The sequence below is a fragment of the Faecalicatena orotica genome (genome assembly GCF_003149245.1).
GTDB lineage: Bacteria > Bacillota > Clostridia > Lachnospirales > Lachnospiraceae > Faecalicatena_A > Faecalicatena_A orotica.
This window is the reverse complement of the sequence record NZ_QGDL01000021.1, coordinates 1-15,646: the sequence shown is the minus strand read 5'-3', so window position 1 is coordinate 15,646 and position 15,646 is coordinate 1. Positions and strand designations below refer to the sequence as shown.

The window sequence follows — 15,646 nt, the reverse complement described above, 5'->3', positions numbered from 1 at the left end:
CACCGGCTTTTATCGGAGTATATCACAAGAAATCCCTTATTCGTTCCCGTCTGTCCCAGCCTGCCTTTTTTGCGTCGTAACTTGCACAGCCGGTATCGTAAGGCGCAGAAGAAAGATTTTATATTCCGTCTCTATCGTCACAAATCCCCCGTACTTTTCAGCCGTATGTATGATACTTTTTATCCCGAAACCATGATAATTCCTGTCATGCTTGGATGTTCTTGGAATTCCGTTTTCCATCCTGATATCATCCTGATACGGGTTCTCAAACTGAATAAAAATCAGTCCCGCCTTTTTATGCAGAAGCAGGCTGATACACCGCTGGTCTGCCGGAAGTTTCCGGACACCTTCAATCGCGTTGTCGAGCGCATTCCCAAAGAGTGTATACAGATCCACGGCATCCATAAAATCCAGAAGCCCGCCGTCCGCGATACAGGTCAGGTTAATCTGCTCCTGACTGCAGACAAGGCTTTTTTCCGTCAAAACAGTATCCAGAATCGTATTGCCGGTCTGGGGCATGGCATCATAAATCATCACCGACTCCTCGATTGAGTCAATCGCATCAGACCTCTTTTCCAGATTATCGATACCCCTAAGCGCCGCCACCTGATGTTTCAGATCATGGCATTTGCGATTAATAATATCAATCGTCTCCTTCGACATCTCGTACTGTGCCTTATGGCGCATCCAAAGCTGTTTCTGCACATTTAGCTCCTCCTGGAGACTAAGCTGGCTCATCTGTTTTAACTGGCTGTAGAGGACAAAGATACAGCAGAACAGGGCGTAAATACCGTGTATCGTTTCGAAGTCCCTGACCGAAGCTGCCACACTCATCCCCAGAACAAGGAACAATACGATTGTCATAAACCCAAAAGACTTCACGGCGCTGGTCGCATAATGCTTCTCCTTTGCCATCTTTCTCGCAAAAATATAATAGGACAGCACGTAGACACCTGCATGGACGGCCAGATGCAGAAGCGTGCCAGGACCTGTGCCTAAACCAGTGAAGCCTTTTATGATAAGCCTCAGGCAGTATGCGATATGCTCCGTAAGATACGCACAGGTTGCACAGTACACAGCTTCCTTCAAAGATACCCTGAACGGAATCCACACCAGTACTGCCATCAGGAAAAAGACAAAAGCACAGACCAGCATGGTACCCGTCACGGTCATTCCTGTTTCCGCTGTCATAAACACTGGAATACCATCTTGATATTCAAACAGGGCCACCATAACCATGCACTCCAGTAAAACTGTAAACACAAACTTTTTCAAGAAATTTTCCCTTTTCTCCAGACGCACTGCATAAACAATCAGGGCCGTAAATAATTCTATCGGGAAAGACAGATTTTCCATACGATTTTCTCCTTCTACAGATATCCGGTTCCCAGATAATCCGACAATGCTTTCAGGAACTGTTTCTTCTTGGGCCTGCTGACGGGAAGTTCATATTCCCCGGCCATGACAGTTTCCTTCCGGACCCCTGTCACATTTTTCAGATTAACCAGATAGGAATTGCTGCACCGCACAAAATGACACTCCGCAAGTTCACGTTCCATCTGCTGCATGGAGCAGCGCATAACATATGTCTTATTCCTCGATACAATATGGAGATTATGGTTCTTCACCTCTATGAATAAAATATCATTTGTAGAAACGCGCTCTTTTCGCTCATCAACCGGAAGCAGAAGATATTTCTCCTCCTTCTTTTTCAGCAGTACTAACGCCTTCTTCAGCTTCATGGAAAACTGTGCGTAGGTAATCGGTTTCAGCACGAAATCCAGAGCATCGACTTCGTAGCCTTTAATCGCATACTGCGCCATTGTTGTTATAAAAATAAGAATAACGGCCGGGTCACTGCGGCGGATCTTTTCTGCCGCCTCCATCCCATCCATATGCTTCATCTTAATATCCATCAGGATAATATCCCATACCGGCTTGTAATCATCGACAATATCCAGCCCGTCCTTAAAAAATGTAACCTGGAAAGACTGGCCGCTCTCCTTTTCAAACTGTTTGATATACGTGTCCAATCTGCTCTGGTATTCCTTTTCATCTTCTACAACTGCAATGCGAATCATATTTCCCACCTCTTTTTCATGCGTCACGTACTGCTTTGGCATTATAAAACAAATTATAGCATTTTTCTGATGTGGTTGTCATTGCTTAAACTAAATGAAAAAGAGGTGCCGCAATTAACCGGCACCCCGAATATAACAATTCCTTTGAAAATATGTCCTCTCCCTTTACCTTATTTCATAAGCCCTCTTATGTGCAGATTGCGATTATGCAATTCATTTTTTTCGTTCAGAAGCAGATTTCTCAGAAACACCTCGAGATACTCTGTTGTTTCGTAAATCCCTTTTTGCAGGTTCGTATAATTAGCACGAACAAGTGCATTTCTGAAATACCATGCATTTTCCGCAAACATATCATTAGTCACAGAAAAACCAAGTGATTGTAAATACTTAATAAAGAATACTGCGGTTGTTCTTGTGTTGCCTTCTCCAAAGATATGGATTTGCCACAACCCTGAAACAAATACCGCAAAATGATGGATAATATCGTTCATTGAAAGTCCCTTATAACTAAAGCTCTTTTCCTGCGAGAAATCATATTCAAGAGTAGCACGAAGTTCTGAAGCACTTCCGTATATAACAGTCGCACCATCTAAAACCCACTCTTTTTTTGTAATATTATAATCTCTTATCTTTCCGGCGTGCTTATATATACCCTGAAACAATTTTCGGTGGATTGATATATATTCATTTGGAGAAAACGAAAACGCTGTTTCCGACAGTATCCCTGCAATTCGTGCCGATACCTTATCCGCTTCTTCAGTACGCTCACCATCGGAAGCCTCCGGTCTTTCCTCATAATAACTGTCAATAATATCTTGAGCTTCCTTTATCGTGATTTTACCTTCGATATTTTGAATAGCGGTGTCAATCAGATATTTTGAAGGTTTTAATCCGTCTACCGCCTGCAAACCGATCGCTGTACTCCATGCATAACCTTTACTGCGCTTATCAGGCTCAGACTCTTTCAAATATTCCTTAAAGGGGTCTTTGTTCATATCACTATCTTTATTCTTTTCGTAATCAAAATTCATCCCTTATTTCCTCCTCCAAACAGCGCCGAAATAGTACGGTTATTTCACCTGCTTATTTTAACATATGGACCTCCACTTAACAACTGTATCGCCCAATCACAAAAAATCCCGGAACCTATGTCCGGGATTTCATGCATTTTAATGTAACGAAGATTGCGATTGCCGTTGCAACAAGAAATTCAGCAAATATCACTGAACCATTCCATATCTCAAGATAAAAGTGTCCAACGAAGTATACCGCAAAAAAAATCAGGTAAATTCCAACTACATACAAGATACAGTGGATCATTTTGGTGCGTTTTCTTTCCCTCACCAGCATCTGTTCCTGCTGCTTTTCAAGCATCTCTGTTTTTACGGAAAGTTCATCTATTTCAGATGGTTTCAGAAGATAATCGATTGTGACGTCAAACAGACCGCTTAAAGCTACAATCTTCTCCAATTCCGGTACCGCCTGACCCGATTCCCATTTCGATATCGACTGTCTTGACACATCTAGTTTTTCCGCCAGCTGCTCCTGTGTTAAATCCCTGCTTTTTCGCAGTGCTAATAATTTTTCTGAAAAATTCATTTCATAGCCTCCTTTAGTTGATGTCACCATCATAGCAGATAAAACGGTTGCACTCTATATAGGGGGCTGTATATTTGCGCAACCGGGGGTGGAAATAGCTAACATTGTGACATATCAGTTCTCCTGCAGCATCCTCCACTGTTTTTTCTTCACCCTGTTGGTAACGTTACATTGATTGCTGATGTATAAGTCTTTTGTCTGCATTACTAATAGGGATATTATCTGTGAAAGTTGAGTAATATTCCCCGGCCAGGGATATTTTTTCAATTCATCCATTGCAGTTTCCTCAAAGCCGAAAATTCTTTTCCCATAATCTGCGTTATAATAATTCAGGATTCTCATCAGAATTACCACTATTTTCATTCACTGCAGCTACATCTTTGCAGTTCCTCTCTGCCAGATAATCATACAGAAGGATCTGCATTTCTGGCTGAAGTTTAGGCAGGTCAAATAAAAATAAAAAAGAATCCTGCGCATAAAGCGGAGATTTGAATGATAAAAATAATTTTTCAAAAATAGGCCTGTCTAACATGGCACAGTCCACCCAATAGGAGAGTACGCTTTTTTCCCAGTTTGCATACTGGTATAGTTAACGTACTTCTGGATGTTCCCTTTTCCCCAATAATAGTACACGGGAAAAAATCATTAATTCTCTTTTTCAAATCAATGGTATTAATGACTTTTCGCTGCATACAGTACGAATAGAATACCGGCAACGGATAAACATAGCTCATATCCATGATGATAGGAAAGAGATTCCCTTTTCTTGCCTCCGGATGATGCTGTGCAATTGACACAGACAGGATTTCATCAAATTGAAGTTCTAAAAGATTATTATTCATCTGCAATCCACACTTCCGCGCAGGAAGTGACCACACGCATTTCATGGGATATGCCCCAGACCAGTTTATTTCAATCCACACTTCCACGCAGGAAGTGACGGTGACGGTGTGGAGTTGGTGTATTCACGGCGAGAGATTTCAATCCACACTTCCACGCAGGAAGTGACAAGGAATCTATATGCAGGATGGTCAACTATATATATTTCAATCCACACTTCCACGCAGGAAGTGACGATAAGCGGTCTTTTATTATGCAAAAAAATCAAATTTCAATCCACACTTCCACGCAGGAAGTGACGGATGTCAACTTTGGAGATGTAAAAAGCAGGATATTTCAATCCACACTTCCACGCAGGAAGTGACAGCAAAATTGCACAATATCTCCATCTATAATTATGCTTTTCTACCATATTTTATACTATTTCTATCAATATTACAACCCATTATCATTTCTCCCCCTTATTTCCTCCCCTCTTTACTACATTTTCCCCACTTTATCAGGTGCGAATCTCCTGGGGAATTTATGTCCACTTCACATTCGCACCTGACATTCATTTCCTCTTTTTAGTTAAATCATATAGTGCCTTTTCCCTACATAAATTTTTATCAATATCTTCCTCTGCCTTAGGTAGAACCTTGATAAAGTTATGATGCAAATCATTTTTCCCTTTATTAAAGGTAAACCATTGGTGGGAGCCACTGGCATTTTCTTTACCTTGATCAGCTCCTGATTCATCCTTTCCAAACGGATATCTGACATTATCAGGTCTATTTTCCCAGTTGGCCATCACCTTAAGTGCTTGTGGCACTCTGTTCATATTAACAAGTGAATCTTCAAAGAATTTTTCGAAACTCTCATTGCCATTTGCGCCAATATCCATCATATACCACCGCCCTGTAGTTTCATCAATTTTTCTTATGTGAAGTTCATCAACATTAATCCTCACACTGCCAAATCCCAGCGGTTTCGCCCTCCCTATTTTATGTGCACAATCTGGGTTTCCAAAATCAAGCGCCCACTTTAACTGATTTAGCTGTTTTTTGCTGAGACTTTCAAAATAAACTCTGAATTGGAATATAGGTCCAGAATCTAAATTGTCTGAAGGCTTCATCGGGCGTATTCTCTGCCTCATGGCATTTAGGCTGTTATCCTTTTTATAATCTTCAATCCTTACATCATGATGCCAGTAGTATTTTCTGCCTCTGATTTTCGGCTGAAAATCATCCAAAACTACTCTTTTTGTTTTTTTGCCATCTTCCAGATACTTATAATCATAAGTCCAATACCCTTTATCCTGCCCTATCTGGCAGTCATCAGATTCTTGGTAAGGCGATTGCGTGTAAAATTCAACGGCACTTGGACGTGGCTCTCCCAATTCCGGCAAAACAAGAGGTTCTTCGAATAGTTCTTTTATGTTTTTTGGGGGATTTACCAATTTAGCATCTGTTATTCTTACTTTTGAGCCATACGCAAATGTTTTAGGCTGTTCTGTTTTTTCCAGCATTCCGAATATCTGGCAGGCAGAGCAAAGCTCTCCACCTACACAAGGCTGATATTCCCCATTATTCTTTAATATCGTATTTATCTTTTTCGTGAACATTTCTTTCCCTATACAAGCTGGCGACAGATATAAACGTCCTCCCTCTGTTTTTGTATAATAAACAAGCGTACCCGTTTCTAATACTTCATATTCATTGTACCATTCACCGTCTTTAGCCTTTCGGTTCATTTTTTCATTCCTATACTCATTCAGCAAAATTTGTAATAGTTCCACATCCTTGTCTGATACTCGAATACCTTTCCTTCCGCCTTCTTGATCCTCAAGAAAAACTGCCTCATACTTTTTCTTTTCAATATACTCGCCTTTATGAAGATAACCCTTTTTAAACCCCATTCCTTCTAAACTCTTTGCTTCTCTTAAATTGGGACTGTAAGGTTTATATTGAACCACCTTATTTTTTTCAGTTTTAACCCATATTTCCTTTCCTTCTTTCCATGTATTATAAACCGCTCTCTTTACCATTCCTCTCTCGTAAGACGCCTTGCCTTTTTCTTGATTCTCTCTCTGCTCTTCCTCCTGTTCGACCCGCAGCCTTACCTTTGTGCACGGTCTTAGGAACCACCCGTCTGGTTCTTTTCTTAAAATTCCCGGCTGTTTGACCTCAACCACCCTTCGTGAAATATCACGTTCTCCATCAACGGAGGACATACATCCGTTAAAAGCTGCTTCATATACGCTGCGCACAGCACCTCTGATTTCACTGCCGGGTATTACCGGATTACTTGGAGGAAGCGGCGGCTGATCTGTATATGGTTCTATTCCCGACAAATCATCATAAGAAAAAAAATCATACCCTTTTACTACATAACCTTTTGAATCCTTCTTTGCTTTTTTCACATCCTCCACATTAGTAAGACTTTTATAAGAAGATGTGTTCGGGATAAACAAATGTGTTAACAGACGCAGGCTGCAGTCAAAATACCCCATATAGCCTATGTCTTTATTCCCTTCTAAACTTTCACGCTTACATTGTCCTTCAAAAGGTATAAAATTATATGGATTTACAAACCTCTCTCCTTCTTTATATTTTTCCGGCTTATACTGCGCAGAATTGTAAGAGGTATTTCCTTTTTTACAGGATTGTTCTTTGCCACTGTTCTTATAATTTTTCTTATACCCTCCCGCATTTGCAGGGGAAGTATTCGTTGTTCTAATAGGATCTTTCTTTTTAGGACCTTTTTTTCTGTTATACATTTCACCTTCATCTATGTTATATCCGTTCATTTTATCCCCCTATTCACCTATTATGTTCCCATATACAGAATCCCTTCATGCGTATGTCTGTCTGATAAACCAGTTCCTGGTTGTGAGCATTTGGAACCCGCATATATCGTCTTACCTCTATGGCAGCGCCAACCCGGTTACGAACTTCATGATTCTTTGGTATCGGAAGCTGCACCGGTATCTGTATCTGTGTCCCCCTGTTGGAGGTCAGCAGACTCCAACCAGGGATTCCACCCTGATTTTCTTTCTTCACCTCACCCCAAAGTTTCTGCTTCTCATCCATGTAATATTCTGTTTCTTCGTCAGATTTTATAACCTCTTTTATCCTATCCAGACTTCCGCGAAACCGCCCTTTCCATTCGTCTCCGGCTAGCTTCAGCCATAACTCTCCGGCTCCATCAAAAATACGTAATTCTCTTGTATATTCCCAAGAAAGAGGTTCCAACGCAGTATGGTTCCCTAAGCCTATGTAGAATTCTTTGTTTTCATATTTTCCAAAGCCAACGGCGTAATCCATCACAGCATAAAGATAGGCTCCCTCCGGAAAATATTTTTTAACCGTTTCTTTTATCTCCTCTTCTGATTTTGACTCTATCTTTTTATATCCTTCTCTGGCATTATCCTTCTGTACATTCATCCTCTGTCTCCTTTGCCCATTGCACTGCCCTTTGCAAATACTTTTCTTTTTTCTGCTCACTCAGTGGTTGTCCATCCAATAAGATTTCCTCCCCTTTTTTACCTGAGCTGCTAAAGATCCCCCTGCCAATCGCCGTCTCCCCGCCAATTGGAAGGATGCCTGCCTGCAAATCAAGAATCGCCCATAACAGAAGTCCACAGATTATATCATCCGAATCCTGCGTGCCCTCTTTATGCCTGTCCTTTTGTAAGAAGATTCTCAGAAGCACGTTCCCCCCTGTCCAGGGAACCTCCTCATATAAAGCACCTTCCACAGTCCCTCCTGTGAACCGGTCGATGGCGTTCCGAAATACCGGAAGCTGATTGCCGCCATTCACCACCGTCTCCTCAAATATGATTCTCGAGGCAAGAATTTTATCACCATTCCCGCCATTCTTTGCATCATTTTTCATCCATGTGCCAAAGAAAGGGTTTAGCCTGCTTTGTGCCTTTTCCCAGCTTTCAAAGTGGGCAATCTCTTTTATAATCTTCGCGATGTGACTTCGGAAAGCACCTGCAATACTGCTGCCGGGTATCAAAGCCTCTTCCCCTCCCCCCCCTGCTGTCAATTGTTCATAATCCGGCATTTCGTCTATTCTTTTAAAGGCCGTGCTATATGTCCTGATCAATAACGTGTAAGGGATATCCAGTGGCACTTCGAAACAGTGGATAAATTTTCGGACTGCCTCCTTCCCCTCTGTGCGTAGCCATTTGGCATACTGTCCCTCTGCCCCATGAGTTATATCTATAGATTCCTCCAGAAGGAATGCATCAGGCTTTTCCCAATCCCATTCCAACCACTCCAGATAGGATGCCTGCTCTTCCATATTAAACGTTTTGATACGGACCTTTTCTATCTTAAACTGTCCAAATCCCCTCTGGCTCCTGGCTCCCAACCGGAGTTCTCCTGTTGTAAACCCATGCACCCAGCTCCATACCAGCCGCAAATCATCATCCATGAGCTTCTTTAAATCTTTCTGTACTTTTTGGGATTCCCGTTCTATAAATTCCAGCCGCATTTTAAAATTACCATTGCTCTCTATAATCTGAATCTCATATTTTGATTTAGGGTCCGCCGTCTTTGCCTCTCCAAGCCTTACCCCATCACGGATTCCAATCTGTGCATTTTGTATCTGTGTATCGTAGACAAATATCCGACTCTGGCGGTCACTATCTCCCCCTGGCGATTCATCCTTAGGTTTTCCAAAAAGTTGATCTGCTTCTTTTTTCCGTCCAATTTCTCCCGTATATGCCCTTAGCGCCCCAGCCAGCGCACTGCCCGGAATAAAAGGATTTCCTTTACTATCCAGAATCACATCTGAGTCCGTCTTTTCCTGTTCTCCTGAGCCAATAGACAGCGCAGATGCAAGGCTTCCCTCCAGTTCAATACAAAGGCGTCCGCAGATTTTATTGTATCCAAAGGGCCTCCCGTAATCTGTACCTTTCGGAGAAGTCTGCGGTAAATCACGGTTCATAGTCCGGCTTTCTCTCTCTATTTTCATCCTTATCCCTGCTCCTCGCTTTCCATTTTGCATTCTCTAAATAATGCTTCATAAATTCATAGGACTCTCCCTGACAGGGAGCTATCAGTTCCAGCACCCGTTTCTTTTTGCTCTCTTTGGCTATCTTCTCAGCCTGTAGCTTAATCTCTTCATAAAATCCAGGCTCCCCATTCTGACTGCGCAGTATCTGCAGCAGCAACTCTATGGAAGAAGAAGGCGGAAGTTCTTCTCTTTTGATTGTATCCAGTTTGTCTAACGAAAGGTTTTCGCATTTCGTCTTCTCTTCATAATAGCTGCATAACTGCGCCAGCATGCCGTCATCCGATTCGTTCCCTGACGTTTCTGGAGCAGGAGGATGTCCCTCATCCGAATTACAAATATTTCCCCCTTTATCCACTCTGGACCAAGGCTCTAATTTTATCTGTCCGCAGCCTTTTCCAGTCATCAGCCCCCATCTTTTCCCTTCCAGTTCACTTATCCTGATATCCTCGTCCGTATCTAATGTTATGTAAAATGCACTTCCGGCCGCTAATGCCGGATATGAAATGGAAGGCATCCTCCACTTGCTGTTATAGCCGTTCACCACTGTATAGCTGCAGGCTGACTTAAACTCCTTAGCTGGATACCCCATTATTTTTTCTGCCTGTTCTTTTATACTGCTCCATTCAAAAAAAGGACCGCCGTTTTCATCTTCCAGAACCATTGGACTCACAAGCCATACCAGCCACTCCTTCCCCGTAACTGCCGGACTTTTCCCCTGTCCAGAACGTTTTACCCCTTTTATACAGAAGGTACATTCCCCATACTCTGCTGTTTTTGAACGTCCCAGCCTCAAACGCCAGGCATTGTCTGCAAGACATTCCGCAAGCTTTTCGATATCTTTTGCCCTTCCCTTCCAAGTGCCCGCGAACACCTGCCCTTTTGACAATGCAATATATTCGAAAAACTGCCCCGTCTGGTGGGTAGTATCCTCTGCACGGTCATTCAATGCGTGGGCAATTCCTCTGTCTGCCGGACGGGCATGGTGAAAGTGTATCTCTTTTTGCGGTACGGCAACATGCAATTCATTATCCTCCAAAAATATCTGACCGCTAATGTCCTTCCTGCGGGGATTTTCGCACCATATATTAAACCATTCGCTTTGGTCATCCTTTTTCACAGCCAATGCTTTCGGACACGGTATATACTGTTTATCCCCCTTTTTCAGAAAACCATATCCGAACTGTACCCCGTCCCTAAGAAATATTCTCCTGAAGTTCACGTCTTCATGTGCATTAGCCCCTAATGAATATTTTCTGATATACATGCCTGCCAGCGCACCCAATACTGCTGCCCCTGGCAGACAATCCATATGCGCCCCAGTATCTCCCTCCACAATTACAGGTGAATCCAATCTGATCTCATACGCCAGTTCTACTTCCTCTTCCGGGGAAAATTCTTCTAACAGCCCTCTCTTATACTGATTCACAGGCACTGCACAATCCCGTTTCCCGGAAGAAACCATTTCTAACGAACAGCGTACCTCCCCGAACCCTCTTGTAATCCCAAGTCCCATATGGCGTAATCCCTTAGCGCAGAGCTCCAATGCCCTCTCACCTTCATCGCTCAGTTCACCTTCCAGCCGGGCTTTCAGAACAATCCCTGCCGGAACAGTCTGAACGGTACGCAGAGAATGCGCCTGTGCACTCCCCAGCTCTGCATCAATAGCTGTACGAGCACGCCTTCTGGTAAAAACCTCTTCCAAAAAACTATCCTCTATCTCTGGACAGTTCTCTGCTGCCTTCCGAAACTGTTCATAATCTTTGATAGTAAAACTGCCTTCCTCATTTAATCCAAAAAGATACTTAGGCGCAGAATGTAGATGGGCATCCTGTATATATACACCCTTTTCACGTTCCAGGCCCGGAGCACCAAAAAGCTGCCTCATCATACCTTCTTCTATAATCCCATTATCAGCCATTTCCCGGCCCGCCTCCACCAGACAGCCCTTAATTCTTTTTGCAGGAACATAAGGGATGCCATATTCCAAGGCTGTCTTTACATTGGTAATCCCCGGCACATTCTCACCGGTCGCCGTACATAAATCGCTTTTTAGCACAATTTTTAAATCCCATCTCTTCATCGGCTTACCTCTTCTTGTATATTTAAAAATTCTTTCAGTATATCTAACTGGCACATCCCCCTGACTTCCAGAGCATCAAATAGCGGCGATTCCTGCCAGTTTAGGTTTCCTGCCAGCTTCTCGATATGATATCCCCTTGACTGGTACTCCCTTTGTAAGTTGTCCACTTCCACTTCGCCCCTTTGCATTGCATGATAAATCTTATGCAGCCTGTTCGAAGGCCAGTCTTCCATCTTTTTTAGCACCTCATACAAAATACTCAGGCTTCCTGGCTCTTCCTCTTTTATCTGTTCCCTAACCGCATACGGTCTTGCCTGCCATTCCTCATCCCCCTGAAATGCACCTATCTCACTTCCTTTAATTACCTCAAAATCGAGATACCCTTCTTCCGGGTCTTCACTATTGCCCCGCTCTTTTCTTAACTGCTTTTCTCCATACCACTTTTTCTTCGCCCTGGAGCAAGATTCTTCGGCAATCTTGTATGCCTCATAAAAAGGAAAATGACTGTGCACAAATGCAATTCCGGCACATGCCGTTATCTTTTTTGATTTTTCCTTCTGCAAAAGGGATAACTGCCCCATAAAACCTGCAGCTATCGGTATGGCTAAATCTGCCGTACAAATAAATGTAAAATCATCCCCATCTAGCAGAATCGGGCGCAAAGGCAGTATCTTCTCCCCATCTTCGCTTTCTTTCACCAATTCATTTTGGTGTACCCATAATTTCCGAAGCACTTCTTCATAAGTTTTACCGAAAAGCATAGCTATCTCTTTCGATTTTTTACGGAGCAATGGAACGCCTTTTTTATATTCCATGTGAGTATCCATAATCTCTTTAACCTGCGCTCCCATTCCATTTCCATCAATATGTACTACTGCAACATAGCTGTCTTCTCCGGTCTTCCTGCACAGCATTTCCGCTTCCTCCGGATATGCATATTCAGCCCCTTCCCCAATCTCAGGATACAGCCACTTGAAGCCATAACTAGAAGAATCGCCCACTTGCCCTCTTTCTTTTTGGTCCCCGACATTTTCACTTCTGGCTTTTTGAGAACCGTGTATTTGCTCATATCTCCACGTTTGTATCTGCTCATATGCATACCGCTTCTGATATTGGATTTCAGTCAAATAATCAATACTCACCTTGTCCACTTTTTCATAACGTATACTATGTGTAATTGGATGATGAGATAAATGGTCCCGCTCTACTACCGGAAATAGCGCCATGACAGGCTGACGGACCATTTTCTGCTTATATTCCGCCAAACGATCATCTAACCTCTTCATATCAGACCGAAAATCTATAAGCTTTGTGTCAATGCAGGCAGCCGCAAGATAAAGTCCCTGACAGTTCTCTGCCACTTTTCTGCCCAAGTTCTGACCTACCTTGATATATTGCTCTTTTGTTCTGTATAAAACGACTGCATTGCCGCCGCCAATATAGACAATCTCAGCCTGAATCCCCTCATCCTCCGGAAGACTTAGGCTATCCTGCCTGTCCCACTTAGTTATTACAGTTTTAACTTCACCATTATCAGACAATACTCCCTTCATGGCCTCAGGAAGAAATTCCTCCAGAATTCTGGTTACCTGATAAGATGCCCCTGCGTTTTCACGGAGACGGTCCGTTGCAAATATATAGCTCTGAATCCCGCTTACATCATATTTCGCTAAAATATAATCATTACTTTTCTTTTCCATGCTCTTTTTCCTGTCCATGTCCCTCTCCTTGTTCTCTGTCATAACCATTCAGTATCCTATTAAACGTGTCTGCATATGCCCGGTGCGGGAAAAGCATTGGGTTATTTAAAACCATGAGGAACTGGTTCAATTGGAAAATCAGGGAAAGGAGGACATTTTCTTCTACCCCGTTTCCTTTATCCTGACCGATTTTCAAATCTTGGAGAAGATGCGGTCTCGCATTGCCTGTTCCCTCTTTGTTGAATATTCTTGCCTGTCTATCAGCTTTCTCTTTTATCAATTCACGAGACTCCGGCTCTGTTCCTTCCATTGCATGATTCAGGGAACAATTCCACGTATTTAATGAGCTGTCTTCCTCTCTGACAAATTTAATTAGTTTTTTCTTATCTTTATCTACTGTCAGTATGATATCAAACTCTTTTTTTAAGTCTTCATTTGTAATATTTTCCGCTAGTGCGCACAAAATTTTGATTGGGCGGGTAGCTGTCTGAGTCACCTTCCTTGTATCCGTATAATTATCTGTCATTCCCGTTGCCATCCTTGTGACTGAATCTAATGAAGTGAGCAGTTTATCTATTGATTCCGCCCATTCCAAAATATCTTCTGACTCTATGCCATTACTTTTACATTGTACCACGGCAGCCACTGCCTCTATGGGGATGAATCTGACATTTTCATAATTAAAAATGTAGGGAGTATATAATTCATCGTAAATAGCCAAATCAACTTCTTTTGATTTATTGCCATATGAGTCAATAATGAATACCCCTTGTTCAATGCAATACTTTTTCGGGATAATCATTTCAAATAAAGATTTCCATACCCCTTCCCGATACATTCCCTCTGTCAAATAATGATTAAAAACGTTCAGCATCAATTGATTCACAATTGAATGCTCTATCTCTTCGTAATTCTGAGCAAGCATCTTCATAACATCTGTGTAAGTCTTTGTATTTCCCATATTTTCACCTTCTATTTATCATACGATATCTCATAGTGCCCAAATCCAATCGTTGCCCCTTTCCCAACTCTCAGATACCGTCCGACCTCCAATATCGGCACGAAACCGGATAAATCCCCCTCATACAATACCCATCCTGTTTTAGAAGGAAGTTCCAATTTTCCCGTCTTTTGGTTCATTGAGTATCTGGAGAATCCCACGTCCTTCCAGTTTTCACACAGGATTCTGATCTGTTTCGCATGTGCAAGCAAATTTTCCTCATCCCACTCCATACAAAAATCCGTGCAGGCTGTCGTCAATAATGATATTCTCCGAATCATAAACTGCATTAGCACCTCAAACGGCAATGTCTCAAATAAATCCCCTCCTGATACGATTCTAAGAGGCGTATCAAATGTAAGGCTTGCGTAGGAAACATTTCTGTCTGCTATCATTAGCGGCTTGGGGCACAAATTTCGAATCCAGCTTTTCCCGCCGGCATAAATCAGATTTCCTGATTCCGGTTCTATTACCTGCCTCAACTTAAAAGATAGCCTCTTTGCGCCCCATCCCTTTTGCTCAGCCGCTTGCAGCGCATCCAGATAGACTCCTGCCTGTTCCGCAGCTTTGCCAAGTAAAGTAAGGTCAAATGTGCACACATCCCCTTTCTCCCAATTTTCCTTTCCTTGTCCATGAACATACAGTGTATATGGATTAATCGCCCCTGCTTCTCCTCCAGTATTACTGAAGCACTGGACATAAAGGCAGATTCCCCGCTTCTCACATCGAAAACATTTTTCCTGCTGGCGGTCACAACAGAAGTCACGTATGCAATGTCCCAGAATCCCCCGCACTGTAGAGCCCATATAACCTGGTAAAGTGCCTGATTCCTGACACTCATAAGATGCCCGCAGAGTTATCTTTTTTAAAAATTCAAACATACCCGATCCCCCTTATATACTTTCTTCCATTATATACCAATTAACGGCAAAAAAATACTGTCACATGAGATTCACGCGTGATCTTATCATTTTTTGCTATTTGTTTACGATATAAGACCCGGGCGTTTGACAGTTGCATAAAAGAAAAACCCTTATAGTGCCTAGAAATAGGCGCTTTTTTTGTCAACTATTTTAATTTAATATATAGTAATATTTAGTGATATGTGGTATACTTATATTGAGGTGATTACTATGCGCGTGACTACATCAAAATCAAAGAATTCTGAATCCTTTTATATTACCAAATCCTATACCAACGCCCAGGGCAAAAGCACTTCGAAGACCATCCGGAAATTAGGCACCCTGGCGGAACTGTCAAAACGTCTCGGTACCGACAGGGACGGTGTTATGGCGTGGGCAGAAGAAGAAGCACGCCTAGAAACTTTAAAGTATAAAAG

General features: G+C 42.4%; 12 protein-coding genes, 2 pseudogenes and 1 CRISPR repeat array. Of the genes and pseudogenes, 1 reads left to right on the top strand and 13 read right to left on the bottom strand.

Annotated features, from left to right (window positions below; all coding sequences use genetic code 11):
- Nucleotides 1–36: 36 nt before the first annotated feature.
- From A8806_RS24155 to cas6, 13 genes and pseudogenes are all read right to left on the bottom strand, one after another.
- Complete coding sequence (locus A8806_RS24155) at nucleotides 37–1,356, bottom strand: ATP-binding protein (RefSeq protein ID WP_109733725.1); 1,320 nt, start codon at nucleotides 1,354–1,356, stop codon at nucleotides 37–39.
- Nucleotides 1,357–1,370: 14 nt separating this feature from the next.
- On the bottom strand, nucleotides 1,371–2,081 hold the full coding sequence (locus A8806_RS24150) for a LytR/AlgR family response regulator transcription factor (RefSeq protein ID WP_109733724.1): 711 nt from the start codon (nucleotides 2,079–2,081) through the stop codon (nucleotides 1,371–1,373).
- Between the two features lie 176 nt (nucleotides 2,082–2,257).
- Nucleotides 2,258–3,076 (bottom strand): annotated as a pseudogene (locus A8806_RS24145) (Fic family protein); the annotation flags it as partial.
- A gap of 151 nt (nucleotides 3,077–3,227) precedes the next feature.
- Entirely contained in the window at nucleotides 3,228–3,680 is a 453-nt protein-coding gene (locus tag A8806_RS24140; protein ID WP_109733723.1) for a helix-turn-helix domain-containing protein, read from the bottom strand.
- Nucleotides 3,681–3,794: 114 nt separating this feature from the next.
- Nucleotides 3,795–4,022 carry an AAA-type ATPase lid domain-containing protein gene (locus A8806_RS27215; RefSeq protein ID WP_109733722.1) on the bottom strand — a complete coding sequence of 76 codons (228 nt, stop codon included), beginning with the start codon at nucleotides 4,020–4,022 and terminating at the stop codon, nucleotides 3,795–3,797.
- A complete protein-coding gene (locus A8806_RS26350) occupies nucleotides 4,000–4,212 on the bottom strand; it encodes a hypothetical protein (RefSeq protein WP_109733721.1) in 213 nt (70 codons plus the stop codon). The genes A8806_RS27215 and A8806_RS26350 overlap by 23 nt, the downstream gene beginning before the upstream one ends.
- Before the next feature lie 309 nt (nucleotides 4,213–4,521).
- Nucleotides 4,522–4,885: direct repeats of the CRISPR family, unit length 32 nt; unit sequence ATTTCAATCCACACTTCCACGCAGGAAGTGAC.
- A gap of 188 nt (nucleotides 4,886–5,073) precedes the next feature.
- Complete coding sequence (locus A8806_RS24125; RefSeq protein WP_242996261.1) at nucleotides 5,074–7,308, bottom strand: TIGR03986 family type III CRISPR-associated RAMP protein; 2,235 nt, start codon at nucleotides 7,306–7,308, stop codon at nucleotides 5,074–5,076.
- A 13-nt stretch (nucleotides 7,309–7,321) separates the two neighbouring features.
- Entirely contained in the window at nucleotides 7,322–7,945 is a 624-nt protein-coding gene (gene csx19 / locus A8806_RS24120) for a type III-D CRISPR-associated protein Csx19 (protein ID WP_109733720.1), read from the bottom strand.
- The gene (locus A8806_RS24115) at nucleotides 7,926–9,485 is read right to left on the bottom strand and encodes an RAMP superfamily CRISPR-associated protein (RefSeq protein ID WP_242996260.1); all 1,560 of its coding nucleotides are present in this window, start codon (nucleotides 9,483–9,485) and stop codon (nucleotides 7,926–7,928) included. The genes csx19 and A8806_RS24115 overlap by 20 nt, the downstream gene beginning before the upstream one ends.
- Complete coding sequence (locus A8806_RS24110) at nucleotides 9,448–11,607, bottom strand: RAMP superfamily CRISPR-associated protein (protein WP_109733719.1); 2,160 nt, start codon at nucleotides 11,605–11,607, stop codon at nucleotides 9,448–9,450. Before A8806_RS24110 ends, A8806_RS24115 begins: the two co-directional genes overlap by 38 nt.
- Nucleotides 11,604–13,325, bottom strand: a complete 1,722-nt coding sequence (locus A8806_RS24105) for a Cas10/Cmr2 second palm domain-containing protein (RefSeq protein WP_242996259.1) — start codon at nucleotides 13,323–13,325, stop codon at nucleotides 11,604–11,606. The genes A8806_RS24110 and A8806_RS24105 overlap by 4 nt, the downstream gene beginning before the upstream one ends.
- Entirely contained in the window at nucleotides 13,291–14,268 is a 978-nt protein-coding gene (locus A8806_RS24100) for a DUF6602 domain-containing protein (protein ID WP_109733718.1), read from the bottom strand. The genes A8806_RS24105 and A8806_RS24100 overlap by 35 nt, the downstream gene beginning before the upstream one ends.
- An 11-nt stretch (nucleotides 14,269–14,279) precedes the next feature.
- Complete coding sequence (gene cas6, locus A8806_RS24095; protein WP_109733717.1) at nucleotides 14,280–15,188, bottom strand: CRISPR system precrRNA processing endoribonuclease RAMP protein Cas6; 909 nt, start codon at nucleotides 15,186–15,188, stop codon at nucleotides 14,280–14,282.
- A 252-nt stretch (nucleotides 15,189–15,440) separates the two neighbouring features.
- On the opposite strand from cas6, the pseudogene A8806_RS24090 reads away from it, so the two are divergent.
- A pseudogene (locus A8806_RS24090) lies at nucleotides 15,441–15,646 on the top strand (IS1634 family transposase); the annotation flags it as partial.